27 protein-coding genes are annotated in these 24539 nt (G+C 34.9%); 3 read left to right on the top strand and 24 right to left on the bottom strand.

All coding sequences use genetic code 11. The features are described 5' to 3' along the window. Positions 1–231 precede the first annotated feature (231 nt). Positions 232–1638 carry a flagellin gene (locus ACQKNI_RS07035; RefSeq protein WP_088231134.1) on the top strand — a complete coding sequence of 469 codons (1407 nt, stop codon included), beginning with the start codon at positions 232–234 and terminating at the stop codon, positions 1636–1638. Positions 1639–1902: 264 nt separating this feature from the next. On the opposite strand, the gene ACQKNI_RS07030 is transcribed toward ACQKNI_RS07035, so the two are convergent. The 22 genes from ACQKNI_RS07030 to ACQKNI_RS06925 all read right to left on the bottom strand — a co-directional run bounded on the left by ACQKNI_RS07030 (position 1903) and on the right by ACQKNI_RS06925 (position 20860). After that, complete coding sequence (locus ACQKNI_RS07030) at positions 1903–2838, bottom strand: DNA-binding domain-containing protein (protein WP_098252655.1); 936 nt, start codon at positions 2836–2838, stop codon at positions 1903–1905. 642 nt (positions 2839–3480) lie between these two features. Further along, a complete protein-coding gene (locus tag ACQKNI_RS07025; RefSeq protein ID WP_088231132.1) occupies positions 3481–4389 on the bottom strand; it encodes a chemotaxis protein in 909 nt (302 codons plus the stop codon). Positions 4390–4493: 104 nt separating this feature from the next. Then, positions 4494–4979 (bottom strand): LysR family transcriptional regulator, encoded by a 486-nt coding sequence (locus ACQKNI_RS07020; protein ID WP_088231131.1) that lies wholly within the window; start codon positions 4977–4979, stop codon positions 4494–4496. 324 nt (positions 4980–5303) lie between these two features. Beyond that, positions 5304–5639 (bottom strand): DUF3964 family protein, encoded by a 336-nt coding sequence (locus ACQKNI_RS07015; RefSeq protein ID WP_088231130.1) that lies wholly within the window; start codon positions 5637–5639, stop codon positions 5304–5306. 49 nt (positions 5640–5688) lie between these two features. Beyond that, positions 5689–6912: a flagellar hook protein FlgE gene (locus ACQKNI_RS07010; RefSeq protein ID WP_088231129.1), complete on the bottom strand. Its 1224-nt coding sequence runs from the start codon at positions 6910–6912 to the stop codon at positions 5689–5691. Positions 6913–6940: 28 nt separating this feature from the next. Beyond that, positions 6941–7507, bottom strand: coding sequence for a flagellar hook assembly protein FlgD (locus tag ACQKNI_RS07005; RefSeq protein ID WP_098357230.1), 567 nt, complete (start codon positions 7505–7507; stop codon positions 6941–6943). Positions 7508–7510: 3 nt separating this feature from the next. Beyond that, positions 7511–8623 (bottom strand): flagellar hook-length control protein FliK, encoded by a 1113-nt coding sequence (locus ACQKNI_RS07000; protein ID WP_427282286.1) that lies wholly within the window; start codon positions 8621–8623, stop codon positions 7511–7513. 10 nt (positions 8624–8633) lie between these two features. Beyond that, on the bottom strand, positions 8634–9044 hold the full coding sequence (locus ACQKNI_RS06995; protein ID WP_098357228.1) for a cytoplasmic protein: 411 nt from the start codon (positions 9042–9044) through the stop codon (positions 8634–8636). A gap of 114 nt (positions 9045–9158) precedes the next feature. Further along, on the bottom strand, positions 9159–10463 hold the full coding sequence (gene fliI, locus ACQKNI_RS06990) for a flagellar protein export ATPase FliI (protein ID WP_427282285.1): 1305 nt from the start codon (positions 10461–10463) through the stop codon (positions 9159–9161). Next, entirely contained in the window at positions 10460–11146 is a 687-nt protein-coding gene (locus tag ACQKNI_RS06985; RefSeq protein ID WP_427282284.1) for a FliH/SctL family protein, read from the bottom strand. The genes fliI and ACQKNI_RS06985 overlap by 4 nt, the downstream gene beginning before the upstream one ends. Continuing rightward, entirely contained in the window at positions 11133–12137 is a 1005-nt protein-coding gene (locus ACQKNI_RS06980) for a flagellar motor switch protein FliG (RefSeq protein ID WP_088231124.1), read from the bottom strand. The genes ACQKNI_RS06985 and ACQKNI_RS06980 overlap by 14 nt, the downstream gene beginning before the upstream one ends. Before the next feature lie 13 nt (positions 12138–12150). Further along, positions 12151–13719 carry a flagellar basal-body MS-ring/collar protein FliF gene (fliF, locus tag ACQKNI_RS06975; protein WP_098357227.1) on the bottom strand — a complete coding sequence of 523 codons (1569 nt, stop codon included), beginning with the start codon at positions 13717–13719 and terminating at the stop codon, positions 12151–12153. 22 nt (positions 13720–13741) lie between these two features. Next, positions 13742–14041, bottom strand: coding sequence for a flagellar hook-basal body complex protein FliE (gene fliE / locus ACQKNI_RS06970; protein ID WP_427282283.1), 300 nt, complete (start codon positions 14039–14041; stop codon positions 13742–13744). Positions 14042–14056: 15 nt separating this feature from the next. Then, positions 14057–14470, bottom strand: coding sequence for a flagellar basal body rod protein FlgC (flgC, locus tag ACQKNI_RS06965; RefSeq protein WP_088231121.1), 414 nt, complete (start codon positions 14468–14470; stop codon positions 14057–14059). A gap of 21 nt (positions 14471–14491) precedes the next feature. Then, entirely contained in the window at positions 14492–14899 is a 408-nt protein-coding gene (gene flgB, locus ACQKNI_RS06960; RefSeq protein WP_088231120.1) for a flagellar basal body rod protein FlgB, read from the bottom strand. A 378-nt stretch (positions 14900–15277) separates the two neighbouring features. Then, entirely contained in the window at positions 15278–15550 is a 273-nt protein-coding gene (locus ACQKNI_RS06955) for a flagellar biosynthesis protein FlgG (RefSeq protein WP_088231119.1), read from the bottom strand. Beyond that, entirely contained in the window at positions 15540–15908 is a 369-nt protein-coding gene (gene fliS, locus ACQKNI_RS06950; RefSeq protein WP_088231118.1) for a flagellar export chaperone FliS, read from the bottom strand. Before fliS ends, ACQKNI_RS06955 begins: the two co-directional genes overlap by 11 nt. A 23-nt stretch (positions 15909–15931) precedes the next feature. Beyond that, positions 15932–17350, bottom strand: coding sequence for a flagellar hook-associated protein 2 (locus ACQKNI_RS06945; protein ID WP_088231117.1), 1419 nt, complete (start codon positions 17348–17350; stop codon positions 15932–15934). Positions 17351–17369: 19 nt separating this feature from the next. Further along, positions 17370–18233, bottom strand: coding sequence for a flagellar hook-associated protein 3 (locus tag ACQKNI_RS06940; RefSeq protein ID WP_088231116.1), 864 nt, complete (start codon positions 18231–18233; stop codon positions 17370–17372). 378 nt (positions 18234–18611) lie between these two features. After that, the gene (gene flgK, locus ACQKNI_RS06935) at positions 18612–19910 is read right to left on the bottom strand and encodes a flagellar hook-associated protein FlgK (RefSeq protein WP_280147152.1); all 1299 of its coding nucleotides are present in this window, start codon (positions 19908–19910) and stop codon (positions 18612–18614) included. 17 nt (positions 19911–19927) lie between these two features. Next, complete coding sequence (locus ACQKNI_RS06930) at positions 19928–20380, bottom strand: hypothetical protein (RefSeq protein WP_088231114.1); 453 nt, start codon at positions 20378–20380, stop codon at positions 19928–19930. 15 nt (positions 20381–20395) lie between these two features. After that, the gene (locus ACQKNI_RS06925) at positions 20396–20860 is read right to left on the bottom strand and encodes a YaaR family protein (RefSeq protein ID WP_000946323.1); all 465 of its coding nucleotides are present in this window, start codon (positions 20858–20860) and stop codon (positions 20396–20398) included. A 151-nt stretch (positions 20861–21011) separates the two neighbouring features. Between ACQKNI_RS06925 and ACQKNI_RS06920 the strand changes: the two genes are divergently transcribed. Together ACQKNI_RS06920 and cheR are read left to right on the top strand one after the other, a co-directional pair. Next, complete coding sequence (locus ACQKNI_RS06920; protein ID WP_088231113.1) at positions 21012–21509, top strand: flagellar motor switch protein FliG; 498 nt, start codon at positions 21012–21014, stop codon at positions 21507–21509. Between the two features lie 39 nt (positions 21510–21548). Then, positions 21549–22331, top strand: a complete 783-nt coding sequence (gene cheR, locus ACQKNI_RS06915; RefSeq protein ID WP_140417385.1) for a protein-glutamate O-methyltransferase CheR — start codon at positions 21549–21551, stop codon at positions 22329–22331. 110 nt (positions 22332–22441) lie between these two features. On the opposite strand, the gene ACQKNI_RS06910 is transcribed toward cheR, so the two are convergent. Together ACQKNI_RS06910 and ACQKNI_RS06905 are read right to left on the bottom strand one after the other, a co-directional pair. Continuing rightward, positions 22442–23158 carry a hypothetical protein gene (locus ACQKNI_RS06910; RefSeq protein WP_088231111.1) on the bottom strand — a complete coding sequence of 239 codons (717 nt, stop codon included), beginning with the start codon at positions 23156–23158 and terminating at the stop codon, positions 22442–22444. Between the two features lie 27 nt (positions 23159–23185). Next, positions 23186–24511 (bottom strand): transglycosylase, encoded by a 1326-nt coding sequence (locus ACQKNI_RS06905; RefSeq protein WP_427282281.1) that lies wholly within the window; start codon positions 24509–24511, stop codon positions 23186–23188. Positions 24512–24539: the final 28 nt, after the last annotated feature.

Raw genomic sequence — 24539 nt, 5'->3', positions numbered from 1 at the left:
GGTAAACAAAGATATTCTAATATTAGAGTTTTTTTTAAAAGTTTGCAATAATCCTTTGTAATAAAAAAACAACTAAATTGTTAAACTGTTATTTTCTTATATTTGTTAATTCAAATTTTAAGTTGACACTTGATATAGCAAGGATTACAATAAATCCGAAATTGTTTTTTTTGTATATTACCGTTTAGTAATTTATAGAAAAATCAAAATCAAAAAATGGGGGTTCTAAATATGAGAATTAATACAAATATCAATAGCATGCGTACACAAGAGTACATGCGCCAAAACCAAGCAAAAATGAGTAACTCAATGGACCGTTTATCAAGCGGTAAACGTATCAACAACGCTTCTGACGACGCAGCAGGTCTTGCAATCGCAACTCGTATGCGTGCACGTGAAAGCGGATTAGGTGTTGCCTCCAACAACACACAAGACGGTATTTCTTTAATCCGTACAGCTGACTCAGCAATGAACTCAGTATCTAACATCTTACTTCGTATGCGTGACCTTGCTAACCAATCTGCAAATGGTACGAATACAGACGACAACAAAGCTGCATTACAAAAAGAATTTGCTGAATTACAAAAACAAATTACTTATATTGCGGACAATACACAATTCAATGATAAAAACCTACTAAAAGATGATTCAACTATTAAAATCCAAACTCTAGATTCTAAAGATTCTGATCAACAAATTGGAATTGATTTAAAATCAACTTCACTATCAGCACTTGGTATCGAAAAGCTAACAATTGGTTCTTCTGCAAATCCACTTGCTAAAGCAACAATCGAAGCAAAAGATGCTTATGATAGTGCTAAAGTACTTTCTGATGCTGCGCGTACTGATATTGAAGATAAAGCAGGGGCAACATCTCCTAATACTGATGCCCAAAAAGCACTTGCTTATATTGAAGCAAAAGAAGCGCTCGCACAAATTAAACCTGGTGAAGATGGATATGAAGGTGCTGCTGATGAGGTCGCAGCCAAAGCCAAAGAATTAACTAATGATGCAAAAGGTTTAGTTGATGCATATGAAACAAAACTAGCTGCTACTACTGCTAAAAAAGCTGAATATGATGATGCGAAGATTGCTTCTAATGCAGATACTGCTGTTGCAAAAAAATTAGTAACAGCGTACGAAGATGCTAAAAGTGCAATTACCAGTCCAGATACTGAAACTGAGGGAACAAAAGCTGCTAAAAGTTACATTGATGCGAAAGCTGCTCTTGAAAAAAATCCTAAATCACCTGAGGCGAAAACACAATTTGAAGAAGCAAAAGCTAGTATGGAAAAAAATGCTGATGCGAAAGCACTAGTTGCTACATATGAAAGTGCTAAAACAGCTGCTACAAACGGTACTCCATTAAATGCAATTGAAAACATTGATGCGGCATTGAAAAAAGTTGCTGACAATCGTGCAACTCTAGGTGCTACATTAAACCGTCTAGACTTTAACGTAAACAACCTTAAGAGCCAACAATCAAGCATGGCATCTGCTGCTTCTCAAGTAGAAGACGCTGACATGGCAAAAGAAATGTCTGAAATGACTAAGTTCAAAATCTTGAACGAAGCTGGTATTAGCATGCTTTCTCAAGCGAACCAAACTCCACAAATGGTTTCTAAATTATTACAATAATCCATTTGAGTTAGTTTCAAAAATAAACCTCTCTGCTTGCAGAGAGGTTTATTTTTTCTATATAGATAGATTAAAAGATTTTTAAACTTAATAATAAACGCTAGCCAATCCTTAGTGAGTTATATACGTGGTAATCCATTATATATCAATTAACAAGAAGATAAACGACACTTTTAATACCCTTCCAAATAATCAAATTCCACAAAAAACAAAAGGGACATACATAAAATCTATGTATCTCCCTTTTATTTTGTACCCAATACTTTATGGCGTTACCGTCACAACTTGTCCTCTGCGGTCGACCATTATTTTCATGTTTCCGTCTTGTGCGTTGTATAATCCTATTTTATGTAATTCTTTTTTGCAGTCTTTCACAAATTTCGGCAGTTGACGAATTTGATCGATATCGGAACTCGTAATGAAGTTAATGACATGACACGTCATATCTTTAACATCTTGTACAAGTTCTTCTTTCTCTCGTTGTAACCTCTCATTTTCTGCTTGTAGCAATTGCAATTCATTTTCTATACTACGTGCATCTTTCTCATCTTTCAAACGCTCTGCAGCCATGCTAGAAAGCTTATATATCCCTTCCATAAACTGGTGCAGTTCGTGTTCTTTCTTTTCACTATTGTTACGAATCGTGTCAAAATTATCAACGATACCAGATAGAACTGTTACGAGGCTTTTTTCATCCTCTTCAACTACAGCGACTTCTTCCTGACTCTCTATTATTGGTTCAGCCATTACTTTTGCAGGGGTATATTTTCGTTTTCGTCCCGGTTTTTGTTTTTCAATGTTTTCAAACGGTATTTCCTGTTTTTTTAATTTATAATACGTATTTTGTAATTGACTTTCTGTTTTTGGAAATATATTCAGCTCATTTTTACTAACGTATTTTGAAATATTTGCGATGTTTAAACCGTGACGCTGACAAAATTGATACACTTCATACAGTAGCTCTAGTTCAGACTTCAGCCACGTAACTGCTGATTTTTCATAGGCGCGCATCCCGCCACTTTTTTCTATATCTATTTGAAATAATACCATTCTATTATATAAATCAACTAGTTCTTCATACTTTACTCGGAATTGTTTCTCTATTTTTTTAAATTCCGTTTCTAATTTCATATCGTTCATTTCATTATTTGACATGTTTTGTAAAAGACTTAATACATTGATTGCTGTGTGGTGATACATACTCTGTGCCACTTCCCCTCATCCTTTCACAATTCTCATCTGACTCCCATGTCTTTTAAGAAAATAGCAATTTTTACATATCCACATTATAACATTTCGAAATTATCTGTCAAATAATTAACATACACAAATGTATAGAAAGTATAAAAATAGAAAAACTAAATTTTTTGAAATAATATATGTATAAGTGTATTTTAAAAATAATCTACTTAATTATATTATACGGTATTTCGAATGTCTTTTCACCGAAAAAATTTGCGCTACCACGAAATCGTACTAGCATGATCCAAAGATACATTCTCTTATCTTTTTAAATAAAAAAGCATACTACTTATTCATGAAACCAATCCACAATACTACATACCGCCACAAACACTCTCGAAACGTTTCATTCCCCTGCCTATGTAACCTATAAAATACTAAAAAGGAACTAACCAAAAACTCACATGGCTAGTTCCCTTCTCTCTACTAAAAGAATAGAGGTGTACACTGGTTCTGCAAAGCCTCGCTCGAAGACTCACTTCTTATACTTACCTAAGAACTACTTCATATCTCTGGTCTCACATCGTTTGGACCTCTATTAGGCACTGACCGCTTCCACACACGGCTAGTTCCTCTATTCCAACTAAAAAAATGCTTTTTTTACAACACTAACTTATCTACTAAACCAATTAGCTCTTGAATATCTGGCTTACTTACTTGCGCATTTGCCCCTACCGCTTCACCTTTATGGAATAGCTCATTCGTAATTAATGAAGAGAAAATAACAACTGGTAAACGTTTCATTACTTCACTATCTTTAATTACTTTCGTTAAATGATGTCCATCCATTTTTGGCATTTCAATATCTGTAATTAGCAAGTGAATATGTTCAAACATTTTTTCTCCTTGCTCTTTTTCTAGTTTTTCAATATGCGCTAACGCTTCTGCACCATTACTGAAGAAGTTCATTTTTGAATATCCAGCTGATGATAATGTTTCTTCTAGTATTTGACGAAGCATTGCAGAATCTTCCGCAATATAAATAATTTTTTCAGCACGATCTGTTTTTTGCGCCAAACCAGATAATGTTTTCTTATCATAACCACCGTTACTAATTTCACAAACAATTTTTTCATAATCTAATAATAAAATGATTTTCCCATCTAGTTTTACAATACCAGATGTCGTTTCTTCTAGTCCCATAGATAATGAAGCTGGTTCATCAATTTGTTCCCATGAAATACGTTGAATGCGATGCACTTCATCAACACGGAAAATCACTTTCATTTGGTTTAATTCCGAGATAATAAATTTCGTTTGATCCAGTGGCTTTGTAGATTTTATATTGAGTGCCGTCGCTAAGTTAATAACTGGTAAAATTTCACCACGTACTTGAACAACACCTTCAACTGCATGATGAGATTCTGGCACAGTTGTAACAGGGAATGGGTTAATGATTTCGCGTACTTTCATTACATTAATACTAAATAGGTTTTCACCAACAGTATATGTAACAATCTCTAATTCATTTGTTCCGCTTTCTAATAAAATACTTTGTGCTTGTGACATAATGGTGTCGCTCCCCTTCCGTTATCTCCTTATATCTGATTATTAAGCTTTATTAAAACAGAAAAGTCAACTACCTATATAAATAATATAGGTAGTCAAACGATTCATTCATTTATAAACGATGCAAGTGCTTCTAATAACACTTCTTGTGCTCCTACAATTTCTGTCGGCATTGCTTCCCATTTTTTCGAAAGTTCCGTTTCCACTCTCACTCTTAACGCTGGATTCATTTCTTCTAGCACGTATTCTTTCGTTGCTATATCAACATCCAGTAGAGCAAGTGCATATAGTTCCGGATCATTTATTTTTTCAAATAACCGTTGCAATACTACCGGCGCTATATGTTTTAATTTTTCAATATGAATTTCCTTATCCGAAAATAATAACTCATATTGAATAAACGTAACATTTTCTTTAATTACTTGAAAGTAGCAATTATTTTTTTTATCATTCACAAAATAACCATTCGAATCTGCAATAATACTCTCTACTTTACGAATTAAATCTGGCAAACTACTCGCTGCCATTACAGTACGCTGCTCAATCTCACCTGGCGAAATGAATGTAACGCGATACTTATTCTGCGCCATCCTCCTCATCTCTCCTTTTATAGAAATTCAGTCTAATTATTTACTACAACTATCTTAAATTAACTTAACCTATTTCAATTCACTGCTTCTAGACTTGGATCAATCCTATCGTCAAAGAACGAAGAAGCACTAACCGCCATGTCCTTCTCTAAAACTTAATACAATAGAACCAGAGACATCACTCATACTACATCTTCTTAAACTATCCTAGTAACTCTTCATACCTCTGTTCTTAAACACCAGTCGAGCCTCTCTTAAGCACTAACCGCTCCAAACCACCGCTAGCCCATCTCTCAAAATCTAAAAAAGGGCTTTTAAGATCTTTTAAGAGCTTTTCAGTAACTCGATGTTATTGAACCAAAACGCAATTTGCTGATCCGTTATCCCTGATAACGTAACAAAAAACTCACGGCACTTCATCTCGTCCTTAAACAGTTGATACTTCCAAACGCCATAACTGCCGACACTTATGAAATATGATTCGTGAATACGGCCAATCATTGCTTGTTTTTCACCGAATGAATATGGCGGCACTTGCTTAATTTCAAATTGATCTGGTAAATATACATGCTCTTCTCGTTCCATTTTTAACACTTGCTCAGCAAGTTCACGTTTATTTTCGAAAAAAGGCAATTGTAAAATTCGCTCTTGTCTTGTCATACGAATAAAAAACCCTTTCTACTTCCTTACAAATTTTCTTTATGATTTATTATCGAATTAAGTTTACAACTTCATTTAATACTTCATCTGAAATTTTAATTACTTTCGCATTTCCTTGGAAGCCACGTTGGTATAGCATTAAATCAACGAATTCTACAGATAAATCTACGTTTGCACCTTCTTGCGCACCACCACGTACTTTTCCTGCACCATTTTGACCAGATACGCCAAGTGCTAAAATACCAGTTGTATTCGTCGCGGTATAGTTACCATTACCCGTTTTCATTAAGCCACCTTCGTTCGGGAACATCCCAACAGCTAATTGACCTGCAGCCTTCATACTCCCATCAGAGTACTTCACCATCACATATCCACCGTCAGCAATAAAGCAATCTTTAACAGTTGCCGCTGGTCTACCATCTACGTTTGTTACCGCTATCGTTTTCTCTGTCGGGTGGTTTGTTAATTTACTAAAATCTATTTTCACTGTTCCACCATTAAATGGAATCTCTGCTTCAGGATCTACCGGATCTGGCTTCCCTACCTTATTGAATTTCACATTACCAGCTGCTTCTTGGATTTCATTAAACCCTGTTTCTTTTTTCGTGTCATTACGCATCTTCACTGTATATTTATAATTATGTTCACCATCTTGTGTAAACTCCAAACGCATTGTCCACGTATTACCAGCATCATCGTATACAGGCAATTCTTGCGTAATATGTTTTGCATCAGATGGAATGTTCCCTCCAACAATTCCTTTTGACGTTCGAATACCACCGATTGCTGATCCCATTGGAATTTGCAATGGTCCCGGAATACCAGATAAGTCCACATTACCAGTTGATGGATCAGCTGGATAGGCGAATACATATTGACCTTCTGTATTCGTAATATAGTAATCTGAAGATATCGCAAACGTCCCTTTACGTGTAAATTCCATATTTCCAGCTTTTGAATCACCTACAAGGAAGAATCCATTCCCTTCCATTGCTGCTTGTGTTTTACCACCAGTTAACGTAATTGTACCATCGCTATAATCCGTAACCGTTCCGCTCATTTTCACACCGTTACCGATACTTTTTGGATTCGTTCCTGCGTATCTTTCATCGCCTTTTGCACCGATTGAATTGTTGTACAATAAATCATCAAACATCGCTTTTTGTTTTTTATAACCAACTGTTTGTGCATTAGCAATATTATTTGAAGTTACACTTAATGCATTTTGTGTTGCATTCATACCTGTAATACTTGTATATAACGCTTTAATCATAATGTATGGACACTCCCTTATGGATTTGCTATTTTACTTCTTCAGTTCCTTTTTGATCGTCTTTCTTTACATCTTCTGGATTCGTTTCTCCAATTGGTTTATCAGATACTCTCTCAACGAAGCGAAGGGATACCACTTTATCACCAATAACAAGCTGTACATCATTATTTTCTGCAAGGCGAACTGTCTCTACTTGACCAGCTACTTTGTTACCGTCACCGTCAACACCTCTTACGTACTTCCCTAAAAACTTCATTCCACCATCAAGCGCTGTCGAATACATCGTCATTCTTAAAGAGTCAACTGCCTTTGTCATATTTTGCACTTGTTCCATAAGAGATAACTGCGCTGTCTGATTCATCATTTGATTCATATCCATTGCATTGAATGGATCTTGGTGCTGAAAACTCGCTAAAAACAATTTTAGAAAATCATCTTTTTCCATTACACCAGGTGTTTTTTGTTCACTTGCTGATACTCCATTTGTTTGCCCTACTGGCGATTGTACACCGTTAACAGGGACATTACTTCTTTGCGCTCCTGCTTGTAACGGAATATGATTTGTACTCGTTGTATTTAATCCAACTGTTGGCACGCTTTATTCCTCCAATAATCCCGCAAATTCTTTTGATTGTTGATTCTCCTGTTTCGGACTTGCTAACTTCTGTTTTTGCCTTTGCTCTTGTTCTCGCTGTTCTTTACGGTTTTCATCTTTATCTGAATAACTAATTTGAATATTAATTTCTTTTTCTTTTAACTTGAGTCTCAATTCATCAAATATGATTTCAACACGTTTTTTCGCATCGTGTTTTTCCATTTCGACATGAACATCAATTTGATCTCCATGCTTTTTCATAAATACAGTTAATGTCCCTAGTTTCTCTGGGTTTAACTGAAATAAAACACGTTCTTGTTTCACTACAAATTTTTGCAATGCTTCTACTTGCGCTTCCATTTTCTTTCCTAAATCAGGTAATGCAACTTTCTCTGCACCGCCATTTGATTTTCCTATTTGATCCGTACTCGTCACTTTATTTAATAACTCCACACCAGCGGAACTCGAATCGTTTAATGCGTCAACTTCTGGCAACTCTATCTTTACATCGTCGCTCTCTAATTTCGGAAGATCTGCATCTAAGTCTTTAGACTCTTCTTGTTTCTTTGCGATATTACAAAATTCTGATTCTACAACTCTCAATACTTGCATCGTTTGCTCCGGCATCATCACTTTATCTAACACCATTTGCAATGTATCTTCTAAACAGATAGCATTTGTAATGCGCATATTTGAAAGAAGCTCTTGTAACTGTTGTAATTCAGCTGCAGGCAATTCGTTAAGTTTTATATTGCCGTGTTCTTTATATAACTCTTGTATTTTTTGTATGTATTGATATAACAATTTTGTTTGCACACGTAATTGTTCAATTGCAACCATTTGCTCTGATATAGCTAACAGTATTTGTTCTGTTTCTTTTTTCTCTTCTTTCTTTATAAGCGGCTCTTCCTTTTTCACCGGCTTTTGTACTAGAAGATACTCTTTCTTTTCTTCTGGCGCTTCCTCTTGCTTTGCTTTCTCCGTTTTCGGCCTTGTTTTATTTTCACTTCTCATCGTTTGATCGAATGCAGACTCTTCACGTTTCGGCTGCATTTCAAGACTTTTCTCTTCTTGCGGAGGTAAACTTTGTTGCACCGGTAATACAAACTGTAACACAACTTCCACCTCATCTATTTATACACATTTTTAAATCAAGAAGCATCTTTTCTTCTAACTTTTCTTGTGCTTTCGCAAGCTCCTTACAATCTTCTTGATACATTTCATCAATGACACGTTCTTTTTCTTTTATTTTTTCTAAAAGGCTTTCATTTTTTTGAATAAAACCTTCCGTTTTTTTAATTTTCCGATTCCATTCTTCTATTCTCTCAGGCGAAAATGTATGTGAAGACAGCATACCAGCCATAATACATTGCCCAGTTTGTACGACTTTACTTCGCGATTTCACAACATACAAATCATATTCTTTTTTTTGTTCTATTTTTCTTTTTTCAGCTGTTAGTTCGTACATTTCTTTTAAAATATGTTCTTTCTCTTGATTCATCTGCAATTTTATCGTGTCGTACTGCTGCTTATCCACCTATTTTCATAGCCCCTTCCTATTATAGCGCTCTCTTTTTCTATTATATAGTTTTTTCACAAAAAAATCTGTGAAATATTAAAAAACAAAAATAAGACCCCAAAACACGAGGTCTTATACAATATGATGCATCGCTTGGACGATATCTTCAAATTGAAAACGATCCGCTCGCCCTTGTTTTAAGAACGTATTTATACCTTCCACTTTATTTTTACATTCAAAAATATAAGCATTTTCTTCATTTTCTTGAATTGTTCCTAATTTGAAATACAATTCATTTTCCTTATAAATCGATAAGATTTTTCTCATTTCATTTGCACATTGCCAATGATTCGGTGATACGATTTCTTCCATAATCCTACTTACTGAATCTAATACAGAAATAGCTGGATAATGACTAAGCGTTGCAAGTTCACGCTTTAACACGATATGCCCATCTAAAATACCACGCGCTAAATCTGGTACTGGGCCATTTAAGTCGTCCCCATCAACAAGTACTGTATATATGCCTGTTATTGATCCTTTTTGTGTTTTTCCCGATCGTTCTAACAATTTCTTCATATAGCTTTCCATTAAGAGCGTTTTACCACCTATCGGTAATTCTTTTACGGCAATATCAACACTTCGGCGTGCATCAGCAAAACGAGTAACAGAATCCATCATGAGCAATACGTTATTGCCTTGGTCGCGAAAATATTCAGCGATAGATGTTGCAAGCTTGGCAGCACGAAGTTGCATGAGATGGCTTTCATCTGATGTTGCTACAACTACGACGCTTTTTTTCATTCCTTCTTCGCCTAATTCTTTTCGGATAAAATCTTTTACTTCTCTGCCACGCTCTCCTACTAAACTAATAACATTGATATCAGCTTTTGCGTTTTTCGCAATCATTCCGAGTAAAGTAGATTTACCAACACCAGATCCAGCGAAAATACCAATTTTTTGACCGATGCCAATCGTTAACATAGAATCTATCGATTTAATCCCTGTCTCAAATACATCGGTAATTTCTTCACGCTCAAATGCGTGTATAGGCGGGGCATCCAATTTTATTTTCTGGAGCGGCATATTTTCAGCGTTCTCATTTAACACTTCACCATTTGCGCTTAACACTTTTCCGAGCAAATGATTACCACGAGGTACAACAACGTCTTCAGCAATTAATGTAACTGAATCTCCGTAACATACTTTTTCCGTCTGTTCAAATGGGAGTAACATATTATTCTCTTTTTCAATCGCAATTACTTCACATAAGACATTATGTTCCCCAACGAGGCAAACATCTCCAATCTTCGCTTTCGGCCCTTTCGCTACGAAAAACTGCTCTTGTACACTATGAACTTTACCAACTTTCGTATACAGCGGTGTTTTAATGAACATATTCCATTTAGCATTCTCATTCATTAAAAGCCTGCTCATACGTTTTGCTCCTCAAATACTTTCTCTTCTTCCCATTTTTGACGAAGTTTCGCAAATATAGGTGCAAATTTAAATTCGAAAAATTCCTTTTCTTCTTCCAGAACAAATTCACCAAACTGCAAGGAGAAATCATACTTCCATTCAACTAATTGTAAAAGCCAATATTCTTTCGTATTTTCTTTCTCTTCTTGAATGCGTTCAAACATTTCTGGGTGTACTGTAATGATTAATTTTTCAAATGAAGTAGGCAATGTTTGAACGATGCCAGTTAAAATTGGTAAAACATCTAGTAATCGCGAATCTACCGCTTGATTCACGATTTTTTCCGCTAACTGAAAGGATTGATCCCATAGTAATTCTGTCCATTCATACGCTATTTCTTGTTGTTCTTTTTGAAACTGGATACGCGCTGCTTCCATCTGTTCCATTTGTTCATGAATGTGCTGTTGAAATTCTTCTTTCCCTTGCATCAACTGTTGTTGTTCTCGTTCTAACGTTTGCTGCTCTTTCCTTAGCTGATTCATTTCAATATGCAAGGCATCTTGCTGCGCACGAAGTTCTGCATGATCAACTTGTAGTTCTCCCTCTATATGAACTGAGGCTGGCTTTGGAAATTGTAATTCATACGTCTCTTCAGAAAAAGAAACAGAATTCTTCGGAATTCTGTTTTTAAATAAGGACATCATCTTCACCTCTTTGAATGATAATTCTTCCTTCTTTCTCTAACTTTTTCACTGTACCTGTAATCGTTTGCTGTGCTTTTTCAGCGTCTGTCATCTTAAGTGGTCTTAAACCATCTAATTCTTCTAAAATCATCTCTTTACGATTCATAGACATACATGTAAATAGTTTCTCTTTAATTTCTTCTTTTGCGATTTTAAGTGCTTTTGCGATAACACCATTATCTGTAATTTCCTCTAACACACGGCGAAGCGCAAGATCTTCAAGACCGAGTAAGTCTTCAAAGACAAACATGTTTTCTTTAATCTTTTCAGATAGTTCATAGTCCATTTCATCCAGCTTTTGAAAGACTGTTTTTTCAACACCTCGTGAAACGTTATTTAAAATGTTCACAATTGTTTTCAAGCCATCTGTTTTATTAATCGCACTAAATGCCATATTATTTAATTTCGCCTTTAATAATTCACTAATTTGATTAATTAATTCGCCATCTACTTGTTCTAGCTTTGCAATACCCATTACTGTTTCTACTCGTTTATAATCTGGTAATCTCTCAATTAATTGAGAAGCAAGCTGTGGCTTAATATAAGAAGCAATAATCGCAATCGTTTGCGGTGATTCATCATTAAGTACTGTAAGAAGCGGTTCTAAATCTGTTAGTGAATTTAAGAATTCAAATGGATTATCTTTGTTATACCAAAGGTCTTCCAATAATTTTTCAAGCTCGTCTTCTGGCATGTTTTTAAATATGCGACGAATATATTCTTTATCCGGAGTCACTAGATTCAATTCTTTTACATTTAGTTCATATAAGAACTCCCCTAGTACATTTTCTAACGTTTCCGGTTTATATACACGAAACTTCGCGATTTCACGAAGTAATACTTCTTTTTCCTCAGCAGTCATATATTCAATGACTTTTGCTGCCACCTCTTCATCTAATGTACGAATGAGGATGGCAGCTTTTTCTTTGGAGGAGATTCCATCTAACATCATTGTTCCTCCCTTACTGTCCGTTTAGCCATTTTTTAATAACTTTTGCAGTACCTTCTACATGTTCCTTCGTAGCATTTTGTACTTGTTCATCTAACGTTGGTTCTTTCGGTTTTTCTGGTTCAAGTTTTGGTTCTGGCTCTATTTTTTCTTCCGGAATTTCCATAATACTTTCACTACTTGCCGCAACTTCATCTTCTGCTAAGTATTCTTCATATTCCTCTTCTTCTTTCTTTTTCTTACGTCTCGCTAAGAAGAACCATACTAGACCAACAAACGCTAACAAGCCACCTGTAATTCCACCGATTAGCCACCAGTTCAAGCCACTTTTCTCTTGTTTTTTCGGTTCTTCTGCTTTCGGTTGATCAAATTGAACTGTTACAACGTTAACTTGTCCATTTGTAAAGTTTCCGTTCGGATCAGCTTGCAGTCCTGCTGCCGTTCCAATTGCTTCTTTAAACGTTGTCATATCGATTCTTCGTTTTACTAACGTATCATTATCTACCCATACTACAATATTTGTTTTCGTTAATTCTGGATGCTTCTTAATCGTTTCAACTGTTTTATCTATTTCATAGTTTTCAATCTTATTACTATTATTATTCTCATAGACGACTTTACCATCTTGATTATTGTTCGTACCGTAGTTTGGCACTTCACCATTTGCTGTAATACCAGCACTCGGCTTCGCATTATCTTGTGCCGTCGAACGCTCTTCTTGCTCTTGTTTACTACGAAGTACACCTTTATCACCATATTTTTCTGATTGACGTGTTACTTCATCATAATTCACAGTAACTTTCGTATTCACTTTATATTCATTTGGTTTAAACATCGTCATTAGCGTTGCATCAATATCTTGTTTTAATTTACCTTCAATTTGATGTTGCATCTCAACTTCTTTTTCATAAGAAGAAGAGCTGTTCGCATTCGCTGCATCTGCTCCTTTTGAGATTACACCTTTTTTACTATCTATTACACTTACTTCTTCCGGTTTTACACCAGGAACTGCCGCACTAATCATTTGCTTTATACCCGCAACTTGATCAGTTGTTAAAAGTTGTCCACGTTTCACCCCAACAGTAATTGCTGCTGTTCCTTTCGCTTTTTCCTCATCAAAAATCGTTTCTTTTTCAGGTAACGTAATTTGCACATTTGCCGTTTCAACTGTTGCGAAGTTTCTTACAATATCTTGCTCCAATTGCTTTTTCGTACCGACAATTTGCTTCATTTTTTTATCTTGCTCACTTGAACCGAGCGAGCTTTCTAATAAAATTTCCTCACCGCTTTTCGAATTAAACGGTAAGCCCATTCCATTCATTTCTTTTCGAACCCACGGAGCATCATTCTTTTGCACACGAATCGAACCATCGGCTGCTAATTGATAATCAACACCTAGCTTCGATAATTCTGCTGTAATCTCTTGTTTGTCTGCATCATTTAAATTTTGATATACAACAACATATTTATCTGGCAAGGTGAAGTATAAAAGTGCTCCTGTTACAATTGCTAAAAGCGCAGCACCGATCACTAATTTATGCCAAGTTTTTAACGATTGGAAAACATTTTTTATCTTTTCCATTTAAACACACCCGTCCACTTTCCTAAATTTGCATATTAATTAGCGACTTATAATTTTCAATAAGATTATCACGTACAAGAGCTGCAGTTTTCATTTGTGATTCAGCTTTCTTTTGCTGAATTAAAACGTCATGTGTTTCCCCTACCCCTTTTGTTAATAAATCATATACAGCTGTTTGGGCATTGTTTTGTGTTTTATTCATATCTTCTAATAAATCAATAAACTTTTTCCCAGAAGCTGCGGATGTTTGCGAAGGTTTAGACGTGCCGATTGCCTGAATCGTTCCAAATGGCTGTGTCTGTATCATTGGTTGAATTTTCATTTCTCATCTTCTCCCTTATCCTCTGCCAATCTCTAAATCTTTATCGAGCATTTTTTTGTTCGCATTTAATACACTCGTATTTGCTTCATACATTTTTTGAGCAATCATTACATTCGTCATTTCAGCAGTCACATCAACGTTCGGATAACGTACATATCCTTCTTCATTTGCATGCGGATGCGTCGGATCATACACTAAATTTTCAGTTTGATCTGCTTCAATACTTTTTATTTTCACTCCATTTGTAGGAGTACTGTTTAACATACTTGAAAAACTATTGTTTGATTCTAGCACTACACTGCGACGCTCATACAAATCTGCCCCTGGTGCTGCAGTCGTATTCGCATTTACGATATTATTAGAAGTAACTTCCATCCATTTTCGTGCTGTAGTGAGCCCTGAACCACTTGCATTAATTGCTTGAAACATAAGTTGCCTCTCCTTCTATACTTAACGTCCACGCGCTGCCTGGTTAATTGCATATTGCGTATTAATCGCGTTAATTGAAATACCGTATAATTGATTTGCTTTCATTAAATCTAGCATTTCTGTCGTTACATCCACGCTATTTCCATCTTTATTCATTTGCATTGATTTCGTTTGAATCTTTGCATATGTATTTTTCATATTTACTGTTGGTAAGTGCATTTCATTCGTTTGATATAAATCTGGATTGCTATTTAAATCTGAAGGATTACTTTTATATAATGCACTGCTTTTATTCATCTGTTCAGCAAATGTTACATCTTGTGCTTGATAGCCAGGTGTATTTGCATTTGCAATATTACTAGAAACAGTATTTCGTTTCGTCACTAAATAATTCATATAGTGGCTTACATCACTCACTAAATCTGGCATATTCAACATCCTTCCTTTTCCACTTGGCCATTTCGAACATAATAATCCACTAATAGAAGTTTCACTTCATTATTTATTTTCTTATATGTATTTATTAAAATATTAACTGTTATATACCCTAACATATTTTATTCCATTTTTTCATTGTTGTCTTTAGAAAAATACAAAAATATAAAAAAGAATGAAAAAAATTGTATACACGTAGTCATCCATGTAGCATTTCAATATATGAACTACAAGCTAACATCCATTTTTATATTATGTAGAGAATTACTGTTTTTTTCACTACAGCCATGAAGAGAAACCTCAATCAGCGGAACTCCTAAACAAAGGGATGGATTCCCTTTCAAAAAGGGAACCCGTTTCCATACTTTATATTTAATATTTACCGTAAAATGAATTAGCTTTCATTCGCCCATCATTTGTCATAATCATTTCTTCCAAAATCTTTTGCTTATCTCGAATATGCTGAGCTGCCTTAATAATTAACGGACTCACTTCCGCTGCAACTTGCGCGCGTGTTTCTTCATCCAATGTCATCATCCAGCGATTTAACATCGTACTTTTCTCAGCAAACTCTTCATCTGACACTTGCAATTCACCGATTTCATTAAAACAGCGGACAAATGCTCGATAAATATCATTGTTCATTTTCGAGCGCTCCGCGGTAACCATCTATTAAATCTTGTAATACTTTCACAATCGCATCGATATCTTTTGCTTCACGTGTTACTTTCATCGTTTGAATTTGAACGCTAATCCAATCATATAAACCAAATAGGCTATCATATAAATCTTTCGTAATTTCAGGATTTAATTGTAGCTTTAATTCTTCAAAAATACGTTCTAACTTTTCAAGAAGCGCATCACCTTCTTGTAGTTTAAAAGTATGTAAAAGCTCTTCTAAATTACGAAATTCTACAATACATCTTTCATAAATAAAAATTGTATTTTTAATTGGGTTACTCGTCATAATATCATTTTGCATATAGCGTTGCCATGCTTGCATACGATCACTTCCTTAGCTTTTCATTAATCATCACTTTTTTGTTTTGTCATTGCTTTAATTGTTTTTAATTGGCTATCAAGCGCCGCTAATGTACTTTCTAACTTTTGATATTTCTTCACGATTTCATCTTGCTTTTGCAAGTTTTGTGCTTCAATATCTTTAATCTTTTTATCTAAATCACTTACACGCGAATCGATGCTTTTCACACTTTCCCCGACTACACCCTTATCACCAAATAACTTTTCAAGTGGTTCTTCCATCATCTTTCCTATTCCATTTGAACTAAAGAAGAACTGTTTTGCTGCATCAGGATTATCTTTTAACGCCTTTGCTAATTTTTCATCGTCCACTTGCATTGTTCCATCTTGTTTTAATTGAATACCATATGTGAACAAATAGTTGCCATCCTTTGAAAACGTCACGACGCTATTCATCATCTGGCGAACACTTTGCATAATTGCCTGTCCTTGAAAAGCTCCATTTTTCCCATCGAAAATATCAATTGTACCTACAGCCTTATTGTACTCAGCTACCATTTTTTTAATTAAATTAGCTGCATCTGTGACGTTTGAATCACTAACTGTAAACTTTAAATCTATATCTTTTTGATCCACAGCTTTTGTATCTGCACCCGTGTCACCACTAGGCTTATTTTCCACTATCGGGTCTGTTACTTTTAAAAGCTCAATCTTTACACCAGGAAGTGATTCAATTGTGTTGCTAGCGCTTTTTTCTTCAATACCATTGATACTATATATGGCATCTAGTGCTTCATTAATCGTATTTAATTTCATTTCCGTTTTAGGCGTGCTTGTTTCTGTACCTTTAACTTCCACCTCTGAATAAAACAACTCAGTGAGCACGTTAGGTGGTGTCTGTTCTAAATGAATAGCGTTTGCTTCTCCTTCTTTCGTAGAAGACATGAAGATTTTTTTGCCTAGTGTATATACCGATACACCGTAATCCCCATCATTAATTTTATTAATTAAATCTTTATATGTCATATCCGTCGTAACTTTAAGTTCTTTATTATTAATCTTTAACGTTTCATTTCTAGGAAGCTTATCACCTATCGTAATTTCATTAGATGCGATTTGATGACGCTGTGCCAGTTGATTAATTTTCACATTAAATGTTCCTGCGATGGCTCCACCACCAGCTTTTACGTTAATATAGCCATCTTGTGATGTCGTCACTTTTTTTTCATTTCCTTTAAAAGTAGCTAAATTTTTAAAGGTTTGCGTGAAAGAACTAAATTCTGATTTTAAACTTGTATATAATAGTTTATCTTGTGAAAGTTGTTTTTTTTCATTTGTATATGGTGTTTTCCTCATATCCAGTGCATTCATTTCTAATTCAACGAAGTTAGAAGTATCGATCATATTATTACCGAGGTTCCATATTTGTTGTCTACCGCCAATACCCGTTAATGCTCCTGCCATATTTCTCACTCCTTATCGTTTACATATAATCTAAAATACTCGTTTTACTCATCGTACTAATCGCTTTAAGCGTCGCTTCATACGTCGCGTTAATGTATGCTAAATCAGAAATTGCCACCGCTAAATCAACATCTTCAATTTCTTTACGGTTTTCTTGAAGCGCTAAGTTTTGCTCACTTAAAATCGTATTAAACGTATCTACAGTGCTCATCGTTGCTCCCACTTCTGTTGTACGATTAATAACGCTATCTAAGTTTTTCTTATTCTCCTCTAAAAAAGGTTGTAATGCATTTTGATCACCGCTTTGCAAAGCATCTTTCATCTTTACTAACGTTTGGATAACAGGAGTTAATAAGTCATCACCTTTACGAAATGCTTTAATTTCATAACCGTCATTTAGCTTCCACATTATATCTTTTTCGCCACCTTGGTATGTACCATCATCCGTAAATGGTGGTTTTTCTGCACTATCTCCACCAAAAAGATAGCGACCTTGCTCTTTCGTATTCGCTAAATATACGACTTGTTTTAGAATTTGATCAATTTCTGTTCCAATTGCTTTTAATTCTTTTTCACTATTCGTCCCATTTAATGCTTGAATCGTTAATTGATCTGCTCTCGTTAAAGATTTCACAATACCTTGTAATGTATTTTCCGTTTGACTTAACACATTTCTAGAATCTGCTATATCTTTTTGCATTTGTTCAATATTTGCCAATGAATGTTGAATCGCAAATGATTTACTTGCTGCTAGTGGATCTTCGCTCATAAGAAGGTTTTTCTTCCCTGAAGTTACTTGATTTCGATGATATTGCTGCTGTACATTCAAATCCATTAACCGATTCTTTGCCCAGTTTGCATTTTGAAATGTAGATACTCTCATCCCTATCTTCTCCTTTATTTATATTTGAAGTGGCGTGAAGAAAAAACTGCAGCTATGTACGCCGAACCCTCTCGTCTTCTCATATCTCTAGTCTTACTTCGCTTGGTCCACTTAAAGGCTCTGTCCGCTTCTACACTCCGCCGGATTCTCTCTTCCCACATAAAGAATGTGCTTTTTGTTTTTATTTAACATGTGAAGGGGCTATTTGCTAAACATGGCTTCCTTACTAACTAACTTACCCTATCGCCTTCTCATATCTCTGGGCTTACTTCGCTTGGTCCACTTAAAGGCTCTGTCCACTTCTACACTCCGCCGGATTCTCTCTTCCCACATAAAGAATGTGCTTTTTGTTTTTTGCTTTTTGCTTTTCATTACCTGTTACCTAATAATTGAAAACAAACTATCAAACACTTCATTCATCGTATTAATCGCTTTAGAGTTCGCCACGAAGTATTTTTGGAAGGCCATTAAATTTACCATTTCCTCTTCCATATTCACGCCTTCGATACTCATTTTTTCTTGCTGAATACCATCCAATAAATCACCATGAATACTTTGATAAGCATTCACTGCACTTTTATCTGAAGCTACCCCAACTATGAATTGGTCTAATGCTTGTTTATACGTAAGCCCCTCTTTATAATCTCCATCTGTAATTCCTGCCAGTTTATTTGCTGTTTCAGCAGATATTTTCATTTTCGAAACATCTTGTGCAAATTCCGGGTTTAATTTCATCTCTTTCGCATAATCTCCAACGAAGAAATCTTTTCCCATCACTGTATTCACTTGATTTTTCACTGAACTCATAAAATCTTCAAGATTTTTTTTATAACCCGCAATCTTCGCTTTCGTATCTATCGCTGATTGAATTGCGCCGCTAGTTAAAGGAATTTCTGAACCATAAATCCCAACAGACATTGGCTCTTTTTCTTTATTTAATTGAAGTGGATATGTATCTTGTCCATTTACTGTTAAAACACCATTGATTCTAACACTTGCTATATTAGGATTCATAGATTCATAAGATACTTCTATATCGGCATACTTAGACATCTCTGTAACGATACTGTCACGTTCGTCTAATAGTTGATTTGGTACTTGTGTGCCAGCTTGCCCAATTTTTTTATTCGCTTCTGCTAAACTAGCAGCAAGACGATTAAATTCATTCACATGCGCTTCAATATCTTCTGTCGTCTGAACTTCCGCCGTAGCTAAGTTTTTCGCAAGACGATTTACCTGACTTGTGAATTTCCCCGTTTCAGCAATTAATGTATCATAGTAGTTTGATTGCTCCGGACTTTTTGCAACTTCACGGAAAGCATTGAAGAACCCGTCCATTAAACTGGATAACGAATTCTGTCCAGTCGTACCTACCATAGACTCTACTCTTGATAAAGTAGAATTCATATATGCATAATATGAGAACTGTGATAATTGATCATTATATTGTTTCGTTTTCACTTCGTCCGTAATACGATCAACGCCTAATGTTTGTACACCGTTACCAATTCTTTGTGACGGCATATGCCCATTACTCGCTCCAGCAGAGGCGATATTCACTGCTTGACGTACATAACCTGGAGTATGAATGTTAGACAAGTTTTGTTTCGTCGTTTGTAATCCCATTTGGGCCGCTAGCATACCTGATAGCGGTGTATTATAATCAGATAATCTCATATTGATTCACTTCCCCTTTACAAAAGTTCGTTCATAAAGATTTGCGAATTATTGTTTCTCTCCAAATTATATTCAGAAACCGAATCCACAATAATTTCTGTAGTTTTTAATAGTACGTTTAAGTAATATTGATTTTTCAAAAGAATCATTTTTACATTTTCTTCTAATACAATTAAGTTTTTTTGTATTTTTTCAATTTTTTCAATTTCTTCACGAGAAAAATACAAAAATAACGCACTCACACGAAACGATTCAACTCCCTGTTCTTTACAAAACTGAACAACCATGTCTTCAAATGAGCTTGATAATCCTTTTAAACCGTCTATGTACTGTAATTGCTCTATTTGTAACTTTTGAACTGCGTTTACATTTTTATGTTTTAAATTCTCGTATATGTTTTCTCCAAGCGCTTGAATATTTTCATATGCTTTTTGAATAATGACGAGCTTTTCATATAATTGTATGTACATATTATTTCCTTCCTTTTACAAGACTAGATTTACAATTAAACCGTGGATTTCTCCAATTTGATTTAACATTTCTAAATGTCCTGTTTTTGTATTAATCAAGTTCATAACATCTTCTAATTCATTTAATCCCATTTCTGCCTGTTTCACAATCGTCATTTTTTGTGAATACCCGTAACGTGGATGACGAGACATAACGTCTTTATATTGCAATACATTATCAACGTAAAAATTCAAAAATGATTTTACCGTATTTTTATATTCCATAACATTATCAAGCGTTAATTCCATTTCAATTTTCTCTTTAATTTCTCCAATATTATCGACAAACGCTTCCATTTGTTCTAGCAATTTATCCTTTTTCGGATCTGCATGCAAATTATCCGAAAATGCAAGCCCTGTCCTGACATTTGCTTCTTTCGGCATTTGAGTAGCAGGCGGTATATGCGATAAAATTGGGTTATGCGAGATAGAACGTAGCATATATATCACCTATTTATTTATTTATTTTTTTATTTCTTCCTAAAGTTAATCGTAAAATCCAGTTATTTATAATTATACTCTGAACACTCATATTTTGCAGTTATTTTTTGTAGAAGATATGTTACAATTTAGCATGAGGTGGCACAATTCTATGAATATTTTTCTTTGTGGTTCAAATCAATTAACAGCATTAGATCAAGAAGAAATTAAAAAGTTTTTAACCGACTATGCTCATAAACATAAAATTTACATATTATGTTATAAATCTATTGAAAATGAAGTTCTTCGTTTTTTCATTGCAAACGAAAGACTCGCTCAAAATTTATGCCTTTACACGCTACAACCGTTACAAACAGTAACAGATGAATTTCAAGAAGTCGTTGATTACTTAAAAAAACATGGAGCCGAATACGTTGCTTTTGATCACCCTTCTGGCTCCATTTACCGATCAGATTATATGTTTTTTGTAAAACAAATTATTGAAGATACCGATTTAGTTCTCTGTTTTTACAATGGAGACAAACATACATCAGTCATTCCTGTTGATATTGCAAAAGAAGCGGGGATTGATGCTGTCATTTATGATTTACCAGGTTTACATGAAAAGCAGATGAAAAAAAGCTTTGAACAAAAAATTCGTATGATGTAAAGGGGGAGGCACAATATCGTTATTGTGCCCATTGTAAATATGATAATTGAACAAGATTATGATCATTTTATCGCGAGTTTTAAACAACAATTCAATATGGATATCGCTTCGTATAAACAAGATAGAATGCGCCGTAGAATTGATGCTTTTATTACGAGAAAAGGCTTTGAAAACTACACTAATTTTTTTAGCCATTTACGTGCCGATCAAAATTTATTTGTAAGCTTTATTGACTATATTACAATTAACGTTTCAGAGTTTTTCAGAAATAAAGAACGCTGGCAAACGTTAGAAACGAAAGCACTACCAAAATTACTTGAACAAAATAACGGGAAATTAAAAGTATGGAGTGCTGCCTGCGCTGCCGGTGAAGAACCATATACACTCTCTTTAATTTTATCAAAACATCTTTCTCCATTTCGCTTTGAAATACAAGCAACAGATCTTGATTTTCATATATTAGAAACTGCAAAACGTGGTCAATATACAGAACGTTCTTTAAAAGAGTTACCTACAGATTTGAAAGAGCGCCATTTTACGAAAGAGGATGATATATATTCATTGCATCAAAACATTAAGCAACTTGTCACGTTCAAACAACACGACCTCTTAATGCAATCATTCGATACAAATTACGATTTAATCATATGTCGTAATGTAATGATTTACTTTACAGAAGAAGCAAGAGTAAAGCTGTATGAAAAGTTTAGTCGTTCTTTACGAAAAGGTGGCGTGCTATTTGTTGGTAGTACAGAGCAAATTTTAACACCCGAACGCTACAATCTTCAGCGATTCGATACATTTTTCTACGAAAAAATATAAAGTGAAACTTTAATCAGCGGAAGTTTTGTCCATCCCCATTGATTATTAACCTTCACCAATCGGGCGTTTGCGGGATAAAAAAGGGTCGTCACATGAAAGTGGCGACCTTTTTATATAACTCGAATCAAAATAATAGTAACAATCCATATAAAGAGAAACAGAACCGTCATTGACCATTTATGTTCTTGAATCGTTTGTTTCAATGCTTGAGATAGTTGCGTCATGTTCATTTCTGCAAGCGCTCTCCATACACTTACATCTCGATCTTTAGCCATGTGATCCATGCCGTTAATTAAAGTGGTTTCATTAGACAACTTCGTTATATAAGCAGTAATAACCGTTACCATTAAATTTATATTTCCTTCTGAAGAATCACTTTCCACTCTAGAAATAAGCGCACTCACATCTAGTAACGGAATATGTACCTTTCTACCAAATGATAATTGTACTTCAGCAAAATCATACGTTCCATCTAACAAAGGAAGTTCTTTTATATGCGCTTGCTTAACAAGTCCTTGCAGGCTTCTAATTACTTGTTCGTATATTCTTTCTGTTTGCTTTCCTTCTCCGGATAACGCATGTAACTTTTTAAAAAGTTGTAACACTGTATCCATCTCTTTAAAAAGCATTTCCTTCATACTCTTTCCATCACTTAAACTTGCAAGTAAAATTCCTATTTCATTATTTTTCGTAATGATTTTAGAATGTCCAGTAAACACTAGATTACTACGCTTTCGTTCTTTCTGAATCTCATGTTCCGAAATAGCTTTAGGCTGTTTTAATGGTTGCAGCGTCTTATGTTCAATTGTTGTACGTTTAATTTCCATTTAAGCGCCTCCACTACTATGAAATAATTAGCCCCATTCTTTATTACTCTTTAAAACTAACAACAGTACGAATAAACCTGACATAATTGCAAATACATTAGAAGCTTTTACTCCTTGTTCACCTTTTTCTTCCTTCTTTTCTGGCTCTTCTTTCTTTTTTGAGACGTCGTGATTGTCACTTTTTCCTTTTTCCTCTTTTTGAACCTTTGCATTCGTTACTTCTTTATTTTCTGTCAACGGCTCTTTTATATTGTAGTTAATTTCTTCTTTCTCTTTTAACGGTTCTCTTATAAAATTATTTACTTTCTCCTCTTGCTTCGGAATTTGAACAACTGGAAGTTTTTCTTCTGGAAGCGGAATCTCTACTTTCAAATATTCCTGCTTCTCAGTTTCTTTCTTATCTTCTAACTTATTTTCATCCTCTTGTTCTTCTATCTTTTTATCATCTTCCGCTTTTTGCTCCAAAACAGAAACGATATATTCACTTTCCATCACAAGTTTATTACCTGCTGCATCTATTATTTCTACAAATAGTTTGTATGGTCCAATTGGCAAATCATCCGTTATTTCGAATGATTTTTGCCAATCCATGTCGCGCTTATTGTAGTCTAATAAAAAGGTAATCTCTTTATCCTCTTTTCCTTTTAATGTAACACGAGCTTCTTTCACAACCGATTCTATATCTGACGCTTTTACTCGTATATGTATAGAGTCTCCCTGTTTCCGTTCAATTAAGTTCTCTTTCGCCTCATCAATAGTAACTTTATGTAACGTTGGCAATTCTGTATCAATAGTCGGTGTTTCATTTTTAATACGAATAAGCGGGACTCTCACTTCATTTTCTATAAGTTCTTCCTTCTCATTTTCTTTATAACTTTGAACGAGCTGAAGGTGCCAATCACCTTGCAAATCAAAAATTCCAATTTTATAGTTCGCAATCCACCGCCTCGTCTCTTCTTCATACTCAAAAGATAGCATTCTTTCTTGTGCATATTGCTCGCCATTTTTTTGCAACTGCAATATACCTTTCATACTTTGAATGCTTTTCTCCTTTCGTTCTACAGTAATCCGCAATTCTTCGCCAACCTTCAATTCCTGCTTATTTACTGTAATGATCCCTTGATCCGTTTCTATCTTTCTTCCAATCTCTTGTTCATTCGCTACTTCTTTTTGTTCCTCTTCAACTTCGTTCATTTCTACTCGTTCTGTCTGCTCTTGAACTGCCTTTTTTTCTTGCACGTTCATTTCATTTATATTTTGATCTCGTTCCATTTGTTCTTCCGCCTGAATTTGCAAAGGGAAGAACAAATGTATACATAGCCAGCAAACTAGAAAAAACGTTACGTTTTTCATCTACTTGTTCAAACTCCTATTTCAACGC

The sequence above is a fragment of the Bacillus sp. NPDC094064 genome, from assembly GCF_050279585.1.
Taxonomy (GTDB): Bacteria; Bacillota; Bacilli; order Bacillales; family Bacillaceae_G; genus Bacillus_A.
Note: the sequence above shows the minus strand (reverse complement) of the source record. Positions and strands in the feature narration are given on the sequence as shown.